Here is a 21,735-nt window from a genome sequence, read left to right as displayed (position 1 = left end):
TCGCTCGGCCTTCTCACCGCGCGCTATCGCCACGCATCGATTGCGCTTGCCCATTCGCTTCCGTGCCCGCCTCGAACCCATCCGCAAACACCCGCTCGCCGTCTGCGTAGTCGAGCATCAGCCGCAGCGTCGCGCGATCGTTGGCCGGATTCGGATCGTCCTGCGCGGATGTCACCTCCAGCAGCGTCTCGACCGGGCCCGGCCGTGTGTCGCCGCGGACGCGGACCTCGACGTCGAGCATCGCCGCGAAGGCATGCACCGGCAGGCTCGCGCCGCTCAGCATGCAGCGCACCGTGCTGCCGGTCGGCGTGCACGCCCAGTCGCCGGCGCCGCGCGGCACGCCGTCGATCCAGCGGCCGGCGACGAAGCCGAGCACCGGCGGCAGCTCGAACGTGACCGTGGCGGCCTCGGCCGCGTCGGGTCCGAAGTTGCCGACCGTGGCGAGCAAGTGCGCGCTGCCGCCGATCTCCGCGCTTGGCGGCAGGGCCAGGCCGCTCAGGCCGAGATCGGCGCTGCCGCTGCTGCAGCCGGCGCAGCGCAGGTCGAGCGTCAGCGGCAGCGCCGGCAGCGTCAGCGGTCCGGCCAGCCGGACCGAGGCGGTGTAGCGGCCCGGCTCGGTGAGCTCGGCGCTGTCGATGCGCACCGTGAAGGACGCACTGCCACCGGCCGGCACGGACAGCTGTGCCGGCGTCACGCTGGCCCAGCCGGCGCCGTAGCCGGCGGCGCTGCCGGCGATCAGGTTTACCCACAGCTCGGCCGCGTCGGGCAGGCCGTCGCCGTCGAGGTCGGCACTGTGGCTGCCGTCGTTGAAACCCTTGAGCACGCTGCGGCCGTCGTTGCCGATCAGCAATGCCGCTTCGCCGGCGGCGGCGCCGGACGCCGTGTAGCCGGCGACCGCGGCGACGCCCGGTGCCGCCGTGAAGCGGTAGCCGTTGATCGCGTAGATGCCGCCGGCCGGCGCGAGCAGGGCCGGCACGCTCTGCGGCCGGTTGAACACGCCGTGGGTCGGCTCCCACCAGTGCACCGCGGCCGGCGGGTCGTAGATCGTCGTGAAGTCGGCGACGCCGAGCGTGGTCCACAGCGGCGCGGCATCGATGCCGTTGGAGTGGATCACCAGCCGGCCGCCGCCGCGCACGTAGGCGTCGAGCGCGACCGGCACGTTCGGCGCCAGCGGCATCGTCTCGTGCCCGACCAGGACCAGATCCCAGGGCTGGCCGGTCAGTGCCGCGACGAAGCCCGGGAAGTCGCCGTCGTAGTGCGCGGTATAGCCCCAGCCGAGCAGGCGCAGCGCACGGTCGAGGTAGGTGTCGGGTGCGCGGTGGACGACGTCGTCGGCATAGATCAGCACGCGCGGCGCGCCGTCCGGCTGCGCTTGCGGCGTCCAGCGGTACGCGCCCGGGTACATCCTCGCCGTGCCGTTGGGCGCCGGCATGCCGTGCGCGTCGCGGTACCGCCATTCGCCGTGGCCGGCAGCCGCTTCGGTCGCCATCGTCGAGGTCGCGAGCGGGCCGGCATAGCCGCCGACCGAGAGCGCGAGCGCCAGCGGCTCGGTGCCGGTATTGGTCACGGTGACCGTGCGCTCGTCGGCGGCGCCGGCCGGCAGCGAGGCGTCGATCGCCGTCGGCGTGTAGCTGGCAGTGCTGGTCCGGCGCAGCAGCGCGAAGTCGGTCACCACCTCGGCACCGGCGGAGAGCGTGACCGTGGCGGTCGCATCGGCGTAGCCGGGTGCGGCGACGTCGAGCCGGTACGGACCGGCCGGCCGATCGAGGGCGTAGTCGCTGCCGGTGACCGCGGTCGCGCTGCCGCCGGCCGGCGTCGCGCGCAGGCTGGCGACGACCGGGCCGCCGCTCTCGGCGTCGCGGATCGTGCCGCTGAGGCGGCCGCAGCTCGAACAGGCCAGCTGCATCGTCACCGGCAGCGGCGCCACCGGCTCGGCGGCATTGCTGATGAAGCGCAGCTGCGCCGTATAGGTGCCGGGTTGCTGCAGGTGGCGCGCATCGAATGCCAGCGTCAGCGGCATCGATTCGCCGGCGCCGAGCAGGTGCTCGCGCTCGTCGACGCGCAGCCATGGCGTCTCGGCGAAACAGGCTTCGGCCGGCCGGTAGCGGTTGGCGCTCAGGAAGGCCAGTCCGGCGTCGACGCCGCCGACCGCCCAGACCTCGCCACCGCTCACGGCCTGCGTGCAGTAGCCGCCGCCGAACGCGGTCAGCGGCGTCAGCGGCGTGCCGAGATCGCGCCACTCGCCGAGCGGCCAGGCAAGGTGGTCGAGCGACTCGACGCGACCGCTCGGCTCGTACAGGTCGCCACCGCTGCCGTCGCCGCCGATCGCGTAGAGCCGCGTCGCGGTCGCCGCCAGCGCGAAGTCGGCGCGTGCCGACACGAACGCCGGTCCGGTCTCCCAGGTGCCGGTCACGAGATCGTAGCGCTGCGTGCGGTCGATGTTGGCCGCCGGCGAGCCGACGCCCCAGCCGCCGACGACGTAGAGATGGCGGCCGACCTGCGCGTAACCGGCTGCGGCCGTGCCGACCGGCATCGGCGTGCCGCTGCTCCAGCTGCCCGATGCGATGTCGAAGACCTCGACCGCGCGGCTGACGTCGCCGAATGCGAAGCCCGGTGCACCGCCGGCGACGTGGATGCGGCCGTCGTAGGCGCCGATCGCGGCACCCCAGACACCGCGCGGCAGCGCCGGGCCGGCGCTCCAGGCGTCGGCGGCGATGTCGTAGATCAGGAAGCGGTTGGTGCCGTCGCCGCCGGCCGCATACAGATAGCCGTCGTGACAGGTCACCGCGATGCCTTCGCCGCCGCCGGCCTGCGACGGCAGCGGCGCCAGCGTGGTCCAGGCGTCGGTGGCGGCGTCGTAGCGGCGCACGGCGCGGCTGTAGTCGCCGTTCTCGATGCCGCCGACGACGTAGTAGCGGTCCGGATCGCCGGGGCATTGCGCATGGCCGTAGCGTGCGAGGCCGGCCGGCAGCGCGGTCGCGGCGAGCCAGCCGCCGGCGGCCGCGGCCGCGGCCGCCGTGCCGGCACCGAGCAGCGATGCCGGGCCGATGGCGGCCGGCGCGCTGAACGCCGCGGTGTCGACCGCTTGCATCGGCGGCACGCGGCGCGGCCCTTCGAGCGCGCCGACGCGCGCACGAAACTGCAGCGGCACCGTCCCGGCGTTGCGGACCTCGACGATCGCCTCGCCCTGCTGGCCGATGTCGAGCGGCTGCACGATCTGGGCCGGGTCGTACGCGAGCAATGCCTCCTCGCGCAGCAGCGCGAAGTCGGCGACGACCGCGCCGCCGGCGGCCACCGCGACCGTGCGCGTCTGCGTGAAATAGCCCGGCGCGGCGACGCTCGCCGTGTAGCTGCCGGCCGGCAGATCGATCGCGAACGTGCTGCCGGTGCTCTCGAACACGGTCTGGCCGTCGTCGAGCCGGATCGTCGCGGTCACCGCGAAACCCTGGCGCGCATCGGTCACCTGGCCGCCGGCGTGGCCGCAGGCCTCGCAGCCGATCCGCATCGTCAGCGGCAGCGGCGCCGGTCCGGCGGCGAACGCGCCGCCGACCTCGAGCACGGCCGTGTACGGGCCGGGCGGATCGGCCAGACGCGCGTCGAAGCGCAGCTCGACCGTGGCGCTGCCGCCGGCCGGCACCTGGCCGCGCGGCGGATGCGCCGTTACCCAGGGGCCGGCGCCGTCGTTCTCGAACGCGAGCACGCCGACCAGCACGTCGTCGGGAAATGCACCGATCGGCGCGCTGGCGCCGGTCGTCGTGTCGATCACGCGCAGCTGGCCGCCGCCGCCGACATAGGCGGCCCAGTACAGCACGCCGCTGGCGTGGTGGAACGCGATGCCCTGCGAGAAGTTGGCATCGACGCCGAGTGCGCCGACCCAGGTCGCCTCCGCGGTCGCCGGGTCGAGCGTGTACAGCGCATCGCTGACGATGTCCACCGCATACAGCGTGCCGTCCGGCGCGAATGCGATGTCGATGATGGCCAGGGCGGCACGCGTGTTGCCGATACGCGTCGCCGCCGCGGTGAGCGGATCGATCGTGTACAGCGTCGATTCGAAGCCGTGCGCGCCGGTGCCGGTCGATACCGCGTAGAGCCGCCCGTCCGGCGTGCTCGACAGGCCGGTCCAGTTGCCGAGCGGCGTCGCCACGCCGATCGTCGTGCGCGCGCCGGTCGCGACGTCGATCGTGCGCAGCGCGTTGTCGTTGTAGTCCAGCGTGTACAGGCGCGTGAAGTCGTGGCCGCGGAAGTCGCCCGCGTACGGCGCGCCGGTCAGGTTGGCGAGGACGTTCCACTGGCCGGGACGGTCGATGTCCGGGATCTCGACCAGGCGCTGCTGCGGATAGACGTTGAGTCCGATCGCGCGCGCGCCGGTCGGCGGCCAGTCGAAGGCGGCTTCGGCGGCGCCGGCGGCCGGCCGCGTACCCGGCGGCGGTGCGGCGGTCGATGGCGCCTCGGACGACGGCGCGAGCGTGCCGGTGTAGCGCGGGATCGACACGCCGGCGGTGCGCGGCGCGCCGTGGCCGTCGATGCGGATCGCGAACTCGGCCGGCGCCGGGCCGGCATTGGTCAGCGTCAGCGATCGCCTTGCGATCGTGCCCGGCGCGACGGTCGCGTCGAACGCCGCGGGACTGGCGCTCAGCTGCGCACCGTCGAGCGCGAAGTCGAGCGTCGTCGTCGCATCGGCGGCCACGTTCGCGTCCTCCACGGTCTGCGCCGCATAGCCGGTGCGCGTCGCCGTGGCCGCGTAGACGCCGGCGTTCGGCGTCAGACGATAGGCGCCGCTGTCGTCGGTACGGACGACGAACGGGCCGAGCGCGATCGAGGCCTGCGCCAGCGGCGCACCCGACGCGGCATCGCGCACCGTGCCCTGCAGCGTGCCGGTCGGTCCGCCGATCGCGATCGCGGCCTGCACCGCGGCCAGCGCGTCGAGCGTGCCGTGTCCCCAGTCGTGGTTCGGGCCGGTGCCGTAGTCGCCGCCGCAGCTCGAGCCGGTCTGGCCGGTCAGCGGCACCGCGGTCGCGTAGATCAGCTGCTCGGTCCGCGCGACATCGCCGCGCAGGGCCGGCTGCGCCTGCCACATCAGACCGGCCGCGGCGCTGACGTGCGGGCCGGCCATGCTGGTGCCGCTCAGACGCGTATAGCTGCCGCCCGGAATCGCCGAGCGGATCGCCTCGCCGGGCGCCATCACGCCGGGCCGGTAGACGCCGGCGGCCAGCGCCGACGGACCGCGGCTGCTGCCGCGCGTCAGCAGGCCCGGCAGGCCGGCGCCGAGCCCGACCGAACCGGTCGTCAGCACGTCCGGGTAGTCGCCGGGCGATCCGAGCGAGCCGCAGTTGGGGCCGTCGTTGCCGGCCGAGACCTCGACCAGGATGCCGGCTGCGCGCAATGCGGAGACCGCCTGCCGGAACAGCGGCTGTTGGCCGCCGGGATAGCCCCAGGAGTTGTTGAGGATGTCCGGCGCCAGGTCCGGGCGCGGATCGGCACCGGCGAGATTCCACGGTGCCAGCATGAACTCGAAACAGGTCAGGAACGCCAGATCGCTGCCGCTGCCGGCGTCGCTCATGCCCTTGCAATGGATCGTGCGTGCCTGCGGCGCGACGCCGATGCGGTCGCCGCGGCCGTCGTCGCCGACCAGGGTGCCGGTGGTATGCGTGCCGTGGCCATGGCCGTCGCCGGGCGCGGCCGGATAGGTGCCGGTCGCGTCCCACCAGTGGTGGGCGTGATCGGCACTGACGCCGTTCCAGCCGCGATACTGCTGAAGGATCGCCGGATGCTGCCAGTCCAGGCCGGTGTCGATGCTGCCGATCACGATGCCGTCGCCCTCGACGCCGAGCGCCCAGGCCTGATCGGCATGAACGAAGGCGAGGTTCGAGGCGATGCCGCGCGGTGCCTCGGCGGCGTCCGCCGCGTCGACCGGCGGCTCGTCCAGATGCATCGTGCCGTTCGGCAGCAGCGCGGCCACGCCGGCGCTGGCGGCCAGCCGTTCGGCCAGCGCGCGATCGCCGCGCGCGACGTAGATCGCGTTGGCGATGTGGAACGGCCGGTACTCGACGCCGGCGGCCGAGAGCTGCGCGCGCAGCGCCTGCTGGCTCGCGTCGGCGCGCCGTCGCAGCGCCTCAAGCACGTAGCGTCCCTTGGCGGCCTTGGTGGTCTGCCGCGCGGCCGCGCCGAGATCGGCCTGCTCGGCCAGCACGACGAAGAAGTCGGTGCTGCCGTCGCGATCGAGACGCTCGGCCAGCCATGGATCGATCGATGCGCCGTTCGCGCTGCCGGCGGCGATCGCCAGCGCCGCCAGCAGCCGCGCCGGCCGGCCGGCGCGCCGGCGCGGCGCCGGTGCCTTGTGTTCGAGATCGTTCATACGGATTCCAGACGGGAGGAAACGGGTGCTGCGCCGCGAGGCACCGCGCGCGGCGGGGCAGGCGTGCACGACGGGGGTCGCGGCGCAGCGGCCCCTGTTGTGCCCGGTGGCCGCCGGCGGACTCATGTCCGATCGCTTATCGACGGCTTTGGAAGGTCTGAACGCGCGATCTGACCGCGCGATGTATGCCGCGTGCCGGCCTGTCGCGCCGGGAAGCGGCTGGCTCGGCGGGGACGCGCGCCTGCGCGCGACCGCTCCGGCACGGGCGCGGCCGCCGCGAACGACGATGCGGGCACGCGCCGCGCGCAGGTCCGCTCCCGCCGCGAGCGGCAGCGCAAGCGGCAAGCTGCGGCCCGGCCCCGTGCTCGTTTCCCGGTTGCGGGCGCAGGCGCGCTCCGCCGCGCCACGAGGTCGGCGGGGTCGCCAGGGAAGTGAGCACGGGCCGCCATGGAATCGACGACGGCCGACGCGCCGATGCGGCCAGGGTCGGGAGGCGCCTGCGCAGGCCGTATCCGCCGACGATGCCGTAGCGAAGGCCGCCGGCCGCTGCGCGGGACGATCGGTCCCGGCGTGATCCTGTCGCGCGCGACCGTGCCGGTCGCCGCTGTAGGCCTTTCGCATCGCGCACGCCGCAGGATGTGCGCCGCCCGTCGTTGCGCGGCCGCACGGGCCGGCTTCCGCCGCGTGGTGCGGCGCGCGTCAGCGCCCGGCCAGTGCCTCGCCCGGTGCCGCCAGCAGTTCCGCCGGGATCGTGCGCTCGCCGGCCAGGGCCAGCGCGCGCGTCCGCGCCAGCCGCCAGGCGCCGGCGTCGGCCAGTGCGTGATAGAGGCGCAGCTGCAGCAGCGAGGCCTCGTAGGACTGCAGAGCCCAGCCGGCGCTGCGCCCGGCCACGGCGGCCGCGCGATCGAGGTCGCCGCGTGCGATCAGCTGGTCGGCATGCGCGGCCGACGCGCGCAGGATCAGCGCCGGCACGCGGCCGCGCTCGGCGCGGCTCAATGCCTGTTCGAACGCGACGTCGGCGCGCGCCTCGTCGCCGTCGAGCGCAGCCTGCTCGGCCGCGATCAGCAGCGGCAGCACCGCGACCTCGGGCGCGGCCTCGGCGTCGGCCGGCCAGCGCGCAGCGGCTGCGGCGATCGCGGCGGCCGCGCTGCGATCGCCGCGGCGGCGCTCGGCCGTGAACAGCACGTACTGGCCCCAGGCGTACTGGTTCGGTGCGGTCGTCCGCAACGCGTCGGTCAGCGCCGGCGCCGCGAGCGCCGCGGCCTGCGCCGGCCGGTCGGCTTCGAGCGCGTGCGCGGCCGCGACGATGCGCATCCAGGCGTCCAGCGCCGCGCTGCGGCCTTCGGCCGGCTGCGCGCGCAGGTCCTCGAGCAGCGCACCGGCCTCGCGCAGGCGGCCGTTCGCGGTCAGCACCTGCACGCGATTGGCATTGACCAGCTCGCGCGTGCCGGCATGGCCGACCTGCTCGAGCAGGGTCGCGATGCGCGGCTCCTGCGCCAGCGCGGCGGCCGGCTCGAGCAGGCCGAGCAGGCTGCCGGCGATGTTGATGCGCGCGCCGAGCTCGGGCTGCAGCGCGTGGAATGCGGCGGCGCGCTCGGCGGCGCGGCGGAAGTACGGCAGCGCCTCGGCCGGCCGGCCGCGCAGCTCGTCGAGCACGCCGAGGTTGTTGTCGAGCTGGGCCAGCGCGAGCTGATCGCCGCTGCTCTCGAGCGCGATGCGCGCGCGCACGTAGTCGGCCTCGGCCTCGCCGTAGCGGCGCAGCCAGGCGCGCGCCTGGCCGCGTCCGCTCAACGCCACGCCGAGCTGGTTGCGCGCTTCGCCGCCGGCGACGCCGTCGAGGCCGCGCACCGCGGCGTCGAAATGCCGCTCGGCGGCTTCGAAATCGGTCAGGCGCACGCAGGTGTAGCCGAGCCCGTGCCGAACCTTGGCGTGCAGCACCGGGTCGAGCGCGAGCCGCGGCTCGGCCAGCAGCGCCTCGAACGCCGCCTGCGCACGGTGCGCATGGCCGGCCAGGTGATCGATCTCGGCATGCCAGTAGCGCACCTCGAGTGCCGCGCCGTGCCGCGCCGCCGCGGCCTGCAGCAGGGTGCGCGCCTGGTCGTGCTGCTCGGCCCAGGCCGCTGCCTTGACCTGCTGCAGCAGGCGCGCGCGGTCGTGCGCTTCGCTGCCGGTGGCGGGCGCCGGCGGCGCCAGCGCGAGCCGGCGCGCCAGATCGTCGGCGGCCAGATAGGCCGCCGCGAGCGGATCGGCCGCACTGCCGTGGCCGGCCGGACGCGGCTCGGGGCCGTGCAGGCCGTGCACGCGCACGGTCCAGCCCTGATCACCCGGCTCGGCGCGCACGCCGAAGATCCACGACGGCGCGACCGCGGCCGCCAGCGCGTCGGCGACCGCCGCCTCGGCGATGTCGTCGGGGTCGTAGCGGCGTGCCAGCGCGACCACGTTGTCGCTCGGCAGCACCGGCAGACCGGCCGCGCGCAGCCGCTCGGCGATCGCGTCCATCAGGCCGAGCCGCATCCAGGCCTGGCCGTGGCCGGGCGCGAACTGCACCGGCAGCACGATCGCCTTCGGCCCGACCGCCGGATGCGCCGGCGGCGGCAGCGGCGTGGCGCCGCCGATCAGCAGGCCCAGGCTCGCCAGCAGCGCGACCGGCCAGCGCGGCCTGCGGCCCGGCGCGGCGATCCGGCGCAGCGCCTGTACGAGCGGCGCGGCCGCGGCGCGGCGCGGCGGTGCTGCCGCAATCGCGGATGGCCGCGCCGCGCCGCCGGCCCTCGCGCGCGACGGCGCCGCCGGGGCACTGACCTCGGCGATCCAGGCATAGCCGAAGCGCGGCACCGTGCGGATCGCGTAGCGCTGCGGCCCGGTATCGCCGATCGCGCGGCGGCAGCGCAGGATGATCTGGTCGACCAGGTTGTCGGTCGCGTCGACGCGGCCCCAGACCGCGGCGATCAGCTCGTCGCGGCCGATCGCGCGGCCGCGCTGTTCGATCAGGTAGGCCAGGCAGTCGAACGCGCGCGGCGGCAGCGCCACGCGCTCGTCGCGATGCCACAGTTCGCGCAGCGCGGGGTCGAGCTGGTAGTCGCCGAAGCGGATCGTCTCCATGGCCCTTCGATACCTGTCGCGGCGAGGCTGCGCTCCGGCAGGCCTCCCGCGTCACTGTGCCGTCAGCGGCGCAGCGATGCAAGTATCGGTTTCATGAAAGTGAAAATAAAGGTTTCATCGAGCCGCCGGCGGCAGCGTGCGGGCCGCAGGATCGCGGCCGCGCGACGCATGCGCTGCGACGCGTTCGGCGCAGCTCGCCGCGGCGGGTTGCTATGCTGCCGGGCCGGTACGCGCGTTCGATCGATCGATGTCCCAGCCCCTCTCGGAAGACAGCATTGGCGATCTGCTCGCCCGCAGCGGCGATGCCGGCACGGCCGAGCGCATCACGCCGCTGATCTACGCCGAGCTCAAGACGCTGGCCGCGCGCGCGCTGCGCGGCGAGCGCGCCGACCATACGCTGCAGACCACGGCCCTGGTCAACGAGGCCTGCCTGCGTCTGCTCGGCCAGCGCAACGTCGATCCGGGCAACCGCGCGCAGCTGGCCGCGCTGGCGGCGCAGGCGATGCGGCGCGTGCTGGTCGACTATGCGCGGATGCGCCAGGCCGGCAAGCGGCCGCCGTCCGAGCAGCGTCTGCAGATCGACGAGATCGACCTGCCGGCGGCCGAGGCCGATCTGATCGGCCTCGATGCGGCGCTGGAGCGGCTGGCCACGCTGAGTCCGCGCCAGGCGCGCGTGGTCGACCTCAAGTTCTTCGCCGGGCTCGAACTCGACGAGATCGCCGCGGTTCTGGCGGTCGCGCGGCCCACGGTCGTGCGCGACTGGCGCATGGCGCGCGCCTGGCTGCAGCGCGAACTGGGCTGAGCGCGGGGTTCGCCGCGCACTGCCGCGCGGGCAGGGCGCTCACTCGAAGTCGTCGGCGAACAAGCGGTCGTCGCCGATCACCGTGAAGCTGACGCGCTGCGCGTGGTAGCCGACGATGCCGATCGACGGCGCCGCGATCACCTTCGCGAAGCGTCCGCTGACGCTCGCGGCCGTCGCGATCGTGCAGGTGGCGCCGAGCATCGGCTTGCCGTCGAACCGCACCTCGAGCGTGCCGCCGAGCGCGAGCGTGCCGGATACGGCGACGGCCGCGCAGGCGCCGCCGCCGTCGCTGCCGATCGCCAGCACCGCGGCCGGCGGCAATGCGACGTCGCCGCGGACGGCCAGCGTGCCGAGCGGGTCCGCGTCGTCGCCCGGGGCCAGCGTGCCGCCGGCGTCGACCGCGACCGTGCCGACCGCGCCGGTACCGGCCAGCGCCGCGCCGGCGCGTACCGCGACCGATCCGGTCGCCCCCGGGCCGCTGACGGCCGGCAGCGCATTGGCGACCAGCACGCCGTCCTCGACGGTCCAGTGCTGCGCCACGCCCCAGGCAGCGCCGAGCGCCGAACCGGTCAGCGTCCAGCGGCCCGTCCCCTGCTTGGCGAACGCACCGAAGCCGCGGAACGGTGCCGTGCTGCGCGGATCGAGCGCGCTCAGCAGGCCGACATCGAAGGTGGCACCGCCGTCGCCGCCGAGTGCCAGCACGTCCGGCGTCGAGCCGGCGACCGCGATCACGTCTCCATCGAAGCGCGCGTCCGCTTCGATCACCAGCCGGTTGCCGCCGCCGAAGAACTCGACCGCCGCCGAGACGCGCGGCGTGCCGCTGGACGGCGCCTGCACGCCCGGCGCGATGCGGCCGGAGGTGACGACCGTGGCGTCGCCGATCGCGACCACGCCGGCACCGCCGGCACCGGCCTGCTCGGGCCGCCGGCCGCCGCTACCGTCGCCGCCGGCGATCTCGCCGCGGTTGATCAGCGTCGCGCCGGCGAGGACCACGCCGGCACCGCCGCCACCGCCGCCGCCGTCGGAGAGGCGATAGATCGAGGTATCGAGGCCCGGCTGGCCACCGGCGCCGCCGCTGAGCGTGCTGGTGTGGATCAGCGTGGCGCCGCCGTACGCGACGACGCCTGCACCGCCCCCGCCGCCACCCCCGCCGCCGGTGATGTACGGACCGGTCGCGCCGCCGTCGCCGCCGCGACCGCCGGCGACCGGCGTGTCCAGCACGGTGTCGACGTCGATCACCCGGCCCGGCGCGCCGCCGCCCCCGCCACCGCCGCCGCCGCCGCCGGCGTCGAGTCCGCCGCCCCCGCCGCTGCCGCCGCCGCCCCCACCTCCGCCGATGCCGTCGTTGTAGCCGCCGCCGCCAGCGCCGCCGCCGCCGCCGGCGCCGCTCCACAGGCCGGAGTTGCCGATGTCCGGCCCGGCCCCGCCACGTCCGGCGTGCTCGCCGGGCGATGGCGCATTGACGCCGCCGGCGCCGCCGCGCGCCAGCGTGCCGGGTACCGTGGTCGTGCTGGTATTGACGCCGCCGCCGCCGCCGGCACTGACGACCGTCGCGCTTGGATTGCCGCCGGCCGTGCCGGGCTGGCCGGGCGTGTTCGGCACGTTGCCTGCGCTGCCGCCGGCACCGCCGCCGTTGGGGCGCGTGGCGCTGCCGGCGAGTCCGCCTTCACCGCCCGTATGGCGGTCGGTCGACGGCACCCCGCCGTCGCCGCCATCGGCGCCGCAGACGCTGCCGGCCGCGCAGGCATGGGCCGGCGCCGGCGCGGCCGCCGCCAGCATCAGCAGCAGCGCGCCGGTCACGGCGGCTGCGCGTCGATCGGAATGCCGTGCGCTCATGTCCACCTCGTCGATCGTGCCGTCCAGCGGCGTGTGTCTCTTACGCGGCGAGTCGCCGCGGCGCGGATCATCGACGCGCCGTTCGCCGCCGCGCCCTGCGTGGACGCGGCATGCAGGCGGCTGCTGCCGGACCGCTGCTATGCTCGCCGCGTGCGCTCCGATTCGTGTTGCCAGCCGTTCGCCGCGCGTGCGCGGCCGTCGCCGTCGCGCCGTCGCCGCAGGCCGGGGCCGTCGCGATGAGCGAGGCTGCTGCCGAGCGCTACCGGCGCGCGCAGGCGATCGCCCACGATCTGCTCGACCGGCCGCCGGCCGAGCGCGCCGGTCGTCTGGCCGCAGCCTGCGGCGCCGACGCGGCGCTGCGGCGCGAGGTCGACTGGCTGATCGCGGCGGCCGAGGACGAGGACGCCGGCGAGGCGCTGGCCGGTCTCGATGATCCGGCGCGTGCGCTGTTCGCGCAGGCGCGCATCGAATCGGCCGCGCCGCGCCGCTACCGGCTGATCGAGCGGCTCGGCAGCGGCGGCATGGGCCAGGTCTGGCTGGCCGAGCGCGACGACGGCGGTCCGCCGCAGCGCGTCGCGCTCAAGCGCCTGCGGACCGTGGACGCACCGAGCAGTGGCGAGCTGGCGCGCTTTCTCGCCGAGGGGCGCATTCTGGCCGCGCTGCAGCACCCGAACATCGCCCATCTGATCGATGCCGGCGTCGACGCCGACGGTCATCCGTTCCTGGCGATGGAAGCCGTCGACGGCCAGCCGCTGGACCGCTGGAGCGGCGCGCGCGAGCGCTCGATGCGCGAACGCGTCGAGCTGTTCGTGCGGATCTGCGGCGCGGTCGAGTACGCCCACGCGCAGCTGGTGATCCATCGCGACCTGAAGCCGGCCAACGTGCTGGTCGGTGCCGACGGCGTGCCGAAGCTGCTCGATTTCGGCATCGCGCGCCTGCTCGACCGCGATGCGGCCGTCGCGCCGGCGACGACCGCGCAGCGCGCGATGACGCCGGCCTACGCGAGTCCCGAGCAGATCCAGGGCCAGCCGCTCGGCACCGCGACCGACGTCTACTCGCTCGGCGTCGTGCTGTACGAGCTGATCGCCGGCGTGCGGCCGTTCGATCATCTGGACACCGAGCTCTCGCGCGCCAACGCGATCGTCGCCGGCACGTTTCCGCCGCCGTCGCGCGCGCCGGGCGCGCGGCCGCGGCTGCCGGCCGATCTGGAGGCGATCGTGCTCAAGGCGATGCGGCGCGAGCCGGCGCAGCGCTACGCCTCGGTCGCCGAACTGGCCGAGGACCTGCGCCGCCATCTGGCCGCGCGGCCGGTGCTCGCGCGGCGCGGCCAATGGGGCTATCGCGCGCAACGCTATCTGGCGCGCAACCGCTGGGCGATCGCGGCTGCGGCGATCGCGGCCGCCGCGGCGATCGGCTTCACCGCGCGCACGCTGCAGGCCGAACGCGAGGCGCGCCTGCAGGCGCAGATCTCCGATCGCGTCGCCGAATTCCTGGTCTCGGTGTTCGCCGCGGCCGATTCCAATCTCCACGTCGGCCTGCGCGCCGACCTGAGCGCGCGCGACGTGCTCGACGCCGGCACCGCGCGCATCGCGACCGAGCTGGCCGACCAGCCGCGCATCCGCGCGCGCCTGCTCGAGGCGGTCGGCAACGCCTATCGCCACATGAACGCCAATGCCACCGCCGCCGCGCTGATGCGCGAGGCGGCCGACCTCAACCTCGACCCCGCGGTCGATCAGCCGCTGGCGGCCGCGCGCGCGCTGTCGGCGCTCGCCAACATCATGGCCAACGGCGAGTTCCCGGCGCGCGAGGCCGAGCGTGCGGCGCGCGACTCGCTGGCGCTGGCCGAGCGGCTGACGCCGCCCGGCTCGCAGGCGATCGCCAATGCCTGGATGGTGCTGTCGCTGGCGCTCAACCGCAGCGGTCAGCTGGCGGCCGCCGAGCAGGCCGCGCAGACCGCGCTGGCGATGAACCAGGCCCTGCCGCGCGGCGGCGACAACCGGATCGGTGCGGCGTTCCACAATCTGTGCTTCATCCGCGCCGCGCGCGGCGAAGCGGCGGCCGCGCTGGCCGACTGCGAGGCCGGCATCGCCGAGCTGCCGCCGGGCGATTCGCTGTCACGCACGCAGCGGATGAGCCGCTACGCGCAGGTGCTCGGCCAGGCCGGCGAACCTGCGCGCGCGATCGCGGTCGCCGAGGCGGGCCTGGCGATGGCCGAGCGGCTCGAAGGCGGACAGGGCCTGTTCGCGTCTCTGTACCGGCTGCGCCTCGCGCCGATCCTCGACGATGCCGGCCGCCATGCCGAGGCATGGCAGCGCCTGGATGCGGCGCGCGAGGCGCAGGCGCGCCTCAACGGCCGCGACAGCGGCGAGTACGCCGCGGTGCTGCTGGCGATCGGCGAGCACGAGGCGCGCGTCGGCCGCCACGAGGCGGCACGCGCATCGCTGCGCGAGGCGCACGACGCGATCGCGGCGCACTACGAGGCCGACGATCCGCGCGTGCTGCAGGCCAAGACCGCGCTCGCGCAGAATCTGATCGACCGCGGCGAGGCCGGCGCCGAGGCGCGCGCCTTGCTCGACGCCGCCGCTGCCGGCTGGGCCGCCAAGGACGATCCGGGCCTGCTGCAGGCGCCGTATACGGCGCTCGCGCTGGCCGACTGGTATCGGCGCAACGGCGATCGCGCCGCCGCGGCCGCCTGGCTCGACCGCGTCGACGGTCCCGATGCGCGCACCGACGCGCGGCAGCGCGCGCGCGCCGCGGCGCTGCGCGCGGCGCTCGCGGAGCCGATGGACGCTACCGCGGCGCCCTGACCGCATCGCGGGCCCGCCTGCCGGCGCGTCCTGCTGGAACGATGGCGCGATCGTCGGGCCCGCAGCAGGACCGCACCCGGTTCGCGGGTCCGCATCCGCGGCCGGATGACGTCCGTTTCGGTGGTCAGGCTTTCGCGGCAATCGCTTCGCCTGGTGCGTGCCGGCGAGCGGCAGCAGCGGGCATCGCGCCGCTGCGGCAGCGCTCGGCCGGCCGGCAGCGCGGCCTCCTGCCGGCGCTGGGGCCGACGCCGGCCGCGGCGAAGTCGAACGCACCGCCGCATCGCGCGCGATGGTCCAGCCCGTGGCCGGCCGCGTCCTCGAGCGGACGGAAGCGCAGCCCGGCCGCGCGCGTCTTGGCATGACGCATCGTCTGTCCGCGTGCCGTTGACATCTGCCGTACCATCTGTACCATGTCAACTAGTACAGTTGATCGAACGAGGCGACACGATGGCCCGGACCCGCGCATTGATGATCCAGATCGCCACCGGCGATCCGCGTCCGATCGGCCGCCAGATCGTCGAGGCGGTGCGCATGAAGATCGCGACCGGCGAGCTCGAACCCGGCGACCAGCTGCCGAGCGTGCGCGGCCTGGCCCAGCAGCTGACCATCAACCCGAACACGGTCGCCAAGGCCTATGCCGAGCTGACCGCCGAGGGCTGGCTCGAGGCGCGCCAGGGACTGGGCCTGTACGTCGCGCCGCCGCGCCAGCGCCTCAGCGACGCCGAGCGCGCGCGGCGCCTGGACGAGGCGGTCGACCGCTTCGTGCACGAGGTCGTTCCGCTCGACTACCCCGCCGAGACGATCCAGGCGCGCCTGCTGCGTGCGCTCGGCGCGCTGGTGCCGCGCAAGCGCGCCTGATCCACCCCCTTTTTCAGACGGAGCGATCGGCATGGCCGAATCCGAATACGTGATCGAGACCGTCGCGCTCAGCAAGCGCTACGGACGCAAGTGGGCGCTGGACGGCCTGGATCTGGCGATCCCGCGCGGGCGCATCCACGCCATCGTCGGCGCCAACGGCGCCGGCAAGTCGACGCTGTTCCGCGTGCTGCTCGGCTTCACGCCGCCGACCGCCGGCAGCGCGCGCATCCTCGGCCGCGACAGCCGGTGCCTGACGCCGGCCGACCGCGGCCGCGTCGGCTTCGTCAACGAAGAACACACGCTGCCCGGATGGGTGCGCGTCGAGGCGGTCGTGCGCATGCAGCGCCGGCTCTACGCGCGCTGGAACGAGGGCGCGTTCGCCGAGGTGATCGGTCACTATCACGTGCTGCCCGAACAGAAGATCGGCCAGCTCTCGCGCGGCGAGCGCGCCGGCCTCAATCTGGCGCTGGCCCTGGCACAATCGCCGGAGCTGCTGGTGCTCGACGAGCCGACGCTCGGCCTCGACGTGGTCGCCAAGCGCGCGTTCCTCGAGTCGCTGATGTATTCGAGCGCCGCCGCGCGCTGCACGGTGATCTACTGCTCGCACCAGATGGAGGAGATCGAGCGCGTCGCCGACAACCTCGTGATCCTCGAGCGCGGCCGCCTCGCCCACATGTCGGCGCCGGAGGACTTCTGCGCGCGCGTCAGCCACTGGGTCGCCGACGTGCCGTTCAAGGGGCCGCAGCCGAACAGCGTGCCCGGCTTGCTGCAGCTGCAGCGTCTGGACGGCCTGCACCACTACCTGGTGCTCGATCAGGACGAGCGCTTCGCCGATTTCCTGCGTGGCTGCGGCGCACGTTCGGTGCAGTGCATGCCGGTCAGCCTCGACCGCGCGGTCAACGGCTTCCTCGCCAAGAACCATGCCGCGCCGGCCGCCGCCTGAGCGGCCCGCGCAACGGAGACAGTCATCATGTGGGATCTGTTCAAGGCCGAGCTGGTGCGCCTGCGCTGGTGGACCGCCGCGTATGCGCTGGCGCATCTGGGTGTGCTGACGTTCCTGGCGCGCCTGGTCGATCTGGCGCAGCAGCCGCTGATCGTCTATCGCGCGTTCGGCGGTGTCTATGCGCTCAGCGGCCTGCTGCTGGGCCTCTACCAGATGGCGACCTACCGGCGGCCGGCAACCTGGCTGCAGCTGCTGCACCGGCCGCTGGCGCCGTGGCGGATCGCCCTGGCCCTGCATGGTGCCGGCGCGGTGCTGGTGCTGGCCGGCATCGGTCTGCCGACGCTGCTGACCGCGTTCGGCCAGGCGCTGCTGACCGCGCGCGTGGTCGACCTCCGCCACTGGCTGCTGCCGGTGTCGGCGTCGCTGATCGCGTTCGGGCTGTATCTGGCCGGCTCGTACGCGATGCTGGGCCTGCGCCGCGCCGCGCTGGCCGCGCTCGTGCTGCCGCTGATCTGGGTGGTCGGCCAGGCCAGCGGTGCGGCGGCGATCGCGATGCAGGGCCTGATCGTCGCCTGGCTGGCGGCGATGGTGCTGATCGCGTTCAAGCCTGATCTGGAGGCGCCGCCGCGCCGGCCGCTGGCGGTCGCCGCCCTCGCGTTGCCGCTGCAGTTCGGCGTCTACGTGGCGTTCCTGGTGCTGTGCTTCGCGGTCGAGATGCTGTGGATCGTGCAGGGCTCGCATCCGCTCAATGCGTCGACGGCGCCGGCCGGCGGCGCGATCGAGACCGACCGCATGGACGGCCGCCAGCGGATGCTGGCCGGCCTCGCCGCCAGCGACGACGCGCAGGCGGCGCTCTGGCGCGAGCAGGTCGCGCTCGCCGACGTGCTCTCGGTCGGCGCCCGGATCGACCGCGTGCTGCCGCGGCAGGCGCTGACCAATCGCGCGCCGATGGAATTCGATGATGCCGAGCGCCGCGTGCGCTGGGTATTCAGCCATGACCGCATGCGCCTGGAAGGCTATCGGCTGACCGACGGCGGCCGCGTCGGCGAGCTCGGCATCGGCGCCGACCACGCCGCCTTCGCGGCGCCGGCCCTGCCGGCCGGTGCGCTGCCGGGGCTGCCGCGCGGCGACGCCCTGCTGATCGCCGGCGACACGCTGTATCAGTACGGCAGCGAGACCGGCCGGGTGTCGCCGCGGCTGCGCCTGGATGCGGGCGAGCCGCTGGCCGGCGTGCAGCCGCTCGGCGAGGCGGTCGCCGCGCTCGGCGCGCGCCATCTGTACGTCTACGACGGCCGCGACGCTGCCGACGCCACGATCGTGCTGACGCCGCGTCTGCGCATCGCGCTGCCGGGCGCCTATGGCGACCTCGGCGCGATCGACGTGGTCGAGCGCGTCGACGGCTATCTCATCTCGTTCGCGTTCACGGCGCAGCAGAGCCGTCCGCGCGGCGCGTTGCCGTATCAGGTCGTGCTGGCTGTCGACGACGACGGCAGCGCCCGCACGGTCGCGCGTCGCACGATCGCGCCGGATTTCCCGGCGCTGTATCGCTACCGCAGCTGGTGGATCTCGCCGGCGCTCCATGCGCTGCGTACGGCGGCGACCGAGGGCCTGACCGTGCCGGATCCGCTCCAGGCCACCGAGGCCGCGCCGGTGCCGCGCGCGATCGTCGCGCTGGCCGGCGCGCTCGCCGTGCTGTCCGCGCTCGCCGGCTGGGTGCTGATGCGCGATCGCCTCTCCTCGCCGGCGGCCCGCGCCGGCTGGCTGCTCGCCTGCGCGCTGATCGGCGTGCCGGCGCTGGCCGCGCTCTGGCTGCTGTACCGGCCGCGCGAGCGGTCCGATCCGGCAGTGGCGCCGCGTGCTGCGCCGGCCTGATCGCAGCGCTGCCGGCGCATCGATGCACGCCGTGTGCCGATGCGTTCGCGCCCGCCCCTCGTCCTCGGAGGTCTCATGCATCGTGTCAGTCTGATCCTGGCCGGCGTCCTGGCGCTGGTCGCTGCGCCGTCCGCCGTCGCAGTCACGGCCGAAACGGCCGACGCCGCGCTGCGCGCCGCGGCGGCACGGCCGCGCGTGCAGGCGGCGCCCCGGCCGCGTAGCGATTTCCTGCTGCGCTCGCGGCTGCGCAGCGTCACGCTCGCGCCGAACGGTCGTCACGTCGCCTGGCTGCTCGACGACGGCCGCACGCGCAGCGTCTGGCTGCTGCCGGCCGACGCGGCCGCGCCGACGCGCTTGCTGCCGGCGACCGACGCCGACCGCCTGCTGTGGACGCGCGACGGCCATCTGCTGCTGGTCGCCGAGCGCACGCTGTTCGTGCTGTCGACCGATGGCGCCGGCCGCTTGATGACGCCGCTCGGTGGCTCCGACGAGCGCAGCCTGCTTGCGGTCGATCCGGTCCATCCCGCGGCCGTCCTGGTGGTCGAGCGCAGTCCGGCGGCCGCCGCCGCGCCGCGCGGATGGCGCCTGCTGCGCGTGGACGGGCAGGGCAGGCGCACGGTGCTGCACGAAGACGCGCAGCAGGTGACCGATGCCGCGTTCGCGGCCGACGGCACGCTGGCCTATCTGCAGCGCGTCGAGGGCGAGCGTCTGGCGATCCTGCACGCCGAGGGCCGCGCCTGGCGCGAGGTCATGCGCTGCGAACCTCTGCAGCGCTGCACGCTGCTGCCGCGCGTCGGCGCCGACGGCACGCTGTGGATCCGCGGCGACCCCGGTATCGACCGGGTCGGCCTGATCGCGCTGTCGCCCGACGGCACGCGCCGGCTGATCCACGAGGATCCGCTCGGCGAGGCCGACCTCGACGCGCTCAGCCTCGATCCGGACGACGGCCGTCCGCTGATCGCGAGCTACCGCAGCGCGGCGCCGGCCGACTACGCGGTCGCAAGCGCCGTCGAGGCGCCGCTCGCGGCGCTGCACGACCGGCTGCCGCAGCGCGAGCTTGCCGTCACGATCGGATCGGCGCTCTGGCTGGTCGGCGAACGCGCCAGCACGCTGCCCGACACGCGCTGGCATCTGTACGACCCGGCCAGCGGTGCGCTGCGTCGCATCCTCGACGAGGCGCCGCGTCCGGCGCGTGGCGGAGGCGGCGCCGCAGCCGCGCAGTGGCCGGCCGAAGACACGCTGGCGGCGAAGATCCCGATCGACTGGATCGCCTCGGACGGCCTGCGCCTGCACGGCTTCCTGACGCTGCCGGCCGGTATCGATGCGGCGCGCGCGCCGCTGCTGGTGCATCCGCACGGCGGGCCGTGGAGCCGCAGCCGGCCCGACTACAGCGGCTTCGTCCAGTTCCTCGCCGATCGCGGCTACGCGGTGTTCGAACCGAACTTCCGCGGTTCGACCGGCTACGGGCGCGGCTATCTGCTCGCCGCGCGCGGCGACTTCGGCGATGGCCGCGTCCAGCAGGACGTCGTCGAAGGCACGCGTGCGCTGCTCGCGCGCGGCATCGGCGATCCGGCCCGCGTCGGCATCGTCGGCGCCTCGTTCGGCGGCTATACGGCCCTGCTCGGCGTGACCGGCGCGCCGGACCTGTTCCGCGTCGCGATCGCCGGCGTGCCGCCGCCGGACTTCGGCTGGACGCTGCGCTGGACCGCGCGCAGCCGCGAGGTGCACGCGTTGGCGCATTTCATCGGCTTCGAGGCGTGGCTGCGGCAGGTCGATCTGGATCTTGCCGACGAGGCGCTGCTGCAGCGTCTGTCCGATCAGTCGCCGCTGGCGAACGCCGCGCGCCTGACCCGGCCGGTGCTGCTGTTCGCCGGCGGCGAGGACCGCCGCGTCGCGCTGCGCGGCGTCGTCGAATACGCCGCGCGGCTGAAGCAGCTCGGCAAGGACGTGGCGCTCTACGTCGATCCCGACGCCGGCCACGCGCTCGAGGACCCGGTCGCGCGCGAGGCCTGGCTGTACCTCGTCGAGGAGATGCTGCACCGGCATCTGGACGGCCCCGCGCCGGCGCCGCCCGATGCCGAGGTCGCGCGCTATCTCGCGCGCAGCGCGCGGATCGGCATGGGTGGTGCGCCGTAGCCCGGACGGTAAGCGAAGCGTGATGGGCGTCGGCGGCAGCGGACGCTAGACTGCTCGCCGATCCGCCACGGAGGACAGCCGATGCCGATGACCTGGATGCTGACGGCCGCGCTCGCGGCCATGCCGGCCGGCGCACCGGCCGATACGGCTGCCGCCGAGCCCCCGATGACCTGCGTGGCGGCGACCTTGCGCGCCGACGGCAAGTTCGCGAAGCGGCGCGTCGAGGTCGGCTCCGGCGACAAGGCCGCCGATCGGCGCGCGCTGGCGTATCTGGGCATGCTCGACCTGTCGCGATCGGTTCCGGATTTCGAGCCGGTGCGCCAGAGCGGCTACATCGTCGTCAGGCAGACGCGGCCCAATGCCTTCTCGCTGGCCTTCAGCGACGGGCGCGGCCTGCATGCCTCGTGCGAGGCCGCCTACGCGGCGATCGCGGCGGCCGTCGAGGCGGATTAGAAGCGGGCATCGCGCCGCGTGGGCCTGGGCGTACACGCGCCATACCGTCCATACGCCACCATCCGCTCAGGGCTCGCGCTCGTCGGCGTCCGAAAGGACCGCGGCGAGATCGGCCGTCGTCGCATGCAGATGATCGCAGCCGCCGTGGCCGCAGCCGCAGCGGTCGTCGACCGCCGCAAGCGGACTGTTCGCCGCCGCATTCGCGCAATGCGGACTGCAGTAGGTCTGACCGCCGTCGACCAGACAGCCGCAGCCATTGCGTCCGCAGCGGCTCTCGGCATCCGACTCCGTCATCGTCCTGCTCCGCCGTTGCCCGAGGGGCGAAGATCGCGCATCGCCCCCTGCTCGCGCATGACTGCCGCAAGGCCTTGCGTGACGGATGTCGCACAACGTGAGCGCGGTCACGTATTGCGGGCGTTCCGGTAACGGAAATTTACGGCCCCGGGCGCATGCTGGCCGCAGCTTCTCGCCTGTCTCGCGCGTTACGAGCAACCCTCCCCCACGATCAGGACGGTTGCCCGCTTCGGGGCCTGGTTCACCGGCTACTACTCGTACGCGGCAGCGACTATTTCCC

General features: G+C 74.7%; 11 protein-coding genes. 7 read left to right on the top strand and 4 right to left on the bottom strand.

Annotation, left to right across the window (positions count from 1 at the left end):
* Positions 1–13: 13 nt before the first annotated feature.
* Together VMR06_RS11225 and VMR06_RS11220 are read right to left on the bottom strand one after the other, a co-directional pair.
* A complete protein-coding gene (locus tag VMR06_RS11225) occupies positions 14–6,355 on the bottom strand; it encodes a S8 family serine peptidase (protein WP_325376288.1) in 6,342 nt (2,113 codons plus the stop codon).
* 699 nt (positions 6,356–7,054) lie between these two features.
* Positions 7,055–9,454: a winged helix-turn-helix domain-containing protein gene (locus VMR06_RS11220; RefSeq protein WP_325376286.1), complete on the bottom strand. Its 2,400-nt coding sequence runs from the start codon at positions 9,452–9,454 to the stop codon at positions 7,055–7,057.
* A 247-nt stretch (positions 9,455–9,701) separates the two neighbouring features.
* Between VMR06_RS11220 and VMR06_RS11215 the strand changes: the two genes are divergently transcribed.
* Positions 9,702–10,256, top strand: a complete 555-nt coding sequence (locus VMR06_RS11215) for an ECF-type sigma factor (protein ID WP_325376284.1) — start codon at positions 9,702–9,704, stop codon at positions 10,254–10,256.
* Between the two features lie 39 nt (positions 10,257–10,295).
* On the opposite strand, the gene VMR06_RS11210 is transcribed toward VMR06_RS11215, so the two are convergent.
* A complete protein-coding gene (locus VMR06_RS11210; protein WP_325376282.1) occupies positions 10,296–12,092 on the bottom strand; it encodes a hypothetical protein in 1,797 nt (598 codons plus the stop codon).
* Between the two features lie 236 nt (positions 12,093–12,328).
* Here VMR06_RS11210 and VMR06_RS11205 point away from each other — a divergent pair, with 236 nt between their 5' ends.
* From VMR06_RS11205 to VMR06_RS11180, 6 genes are all read left to right on the top strand, one after another.
* On the top strand, positions 12,329–14,899 hold the full coding sequence (locus tag VMR06_RS11205) for a serine/threonine-protein kinase (RefSeq protein ID WP_325376280.1): 2,571 nt from the start codon (positions 12,329–12,331) through the stop codon (positions 14,897–14,899).
* 447 nt (positions 14,900–15,346) lie between these two features.
* Positions 15,347–15,757 carry a GntR family transcriptional regulator gene (locus VMR06_RS11200; protein WP_325376278.1) on the top strand — a complete coding sequence of 137 codons (411 nt, stop codon included), beginning with the start codon at positions 15,347–15,349 and terminating at the stop codon, positions 15,755–15,757.
* A 31-nt stretch (positions 15,758–15,788) separates the two neighbouring features.
* Entirely contained in the window at positions 15,789–16,700 is a 912-nt protein-coding gene (locus tag VMR06_RS11195; protein ID WP_325376276.1) for an ATP-binding cassette domain-containing protein, read from the top strand.
* Positions 16,701–16,727: 27 nt separating this feature from the next.
* Positions 16,728–18,572 (top strand): hypothetical protein, encoded by a 1,845-nt coding sequence (locus tag VMR06_RS11190; protein WP_325376274.1) that lies wholly within the window; start codon positions 16,728–16,730, stop codon positions 18,570–18,572.
* A 75-nt stretch (positions 18,573–18,647) separates the two neighbouring features.
* Positions 18,648–20,708 (top strand): alpha/beta hydrolase family protein, encoded by a 2,061-nt coding sequence (locus VMR06_RS11185; protein WP_325376272.1) that lies wholly within the window; start codon positions 18,648–18,650, stop codon positions 20,706–20,708.
* A gap of 81 nt (positions 20,709–20,789) precedes the next feature.
* On the top strand, positions 20,790–21,161 hold the full coding sequence (locus tag VMR06_RS11180) for a hypothetical protein (protein ID WP_325376270.1): 372 nt from the start codon (positions 20,790–20,792) through the stop codon (positions 21,159–21,161).
* A gap of 66 nt (positions 21,162–21,227) precedes the next feature.
* Here the strand turns inward: VMR06_RS11180 and VMR06_RS11175 are convergent, their stop codons facing one another.
* On the bottom strand, positions 21,228–21,455 hold the full coding sequence (locus tag VMR06_RS11175; RefSeq protein WP_325376267.1) for a hypothetical protein: 228 nt from the start codon (positions 21,453–21,455) through the stop codon (positions 21,228–21,230).
* Between the last annotated feature and the right edge of the window lie 280 nt (positions 21,456–21,735).

The organism is Dokdonella sp., assembly GCF_035511235.1.
Taxonomy (GTDB): Bacteria; Pseudomonadota; Gammaproteobacteria; order Xanthomonadales; family Rhodanobacteraceae; genus Dokdonella.
This window is presented reverse-complemented; position numbering and strand designations above follow the sequence as displayed.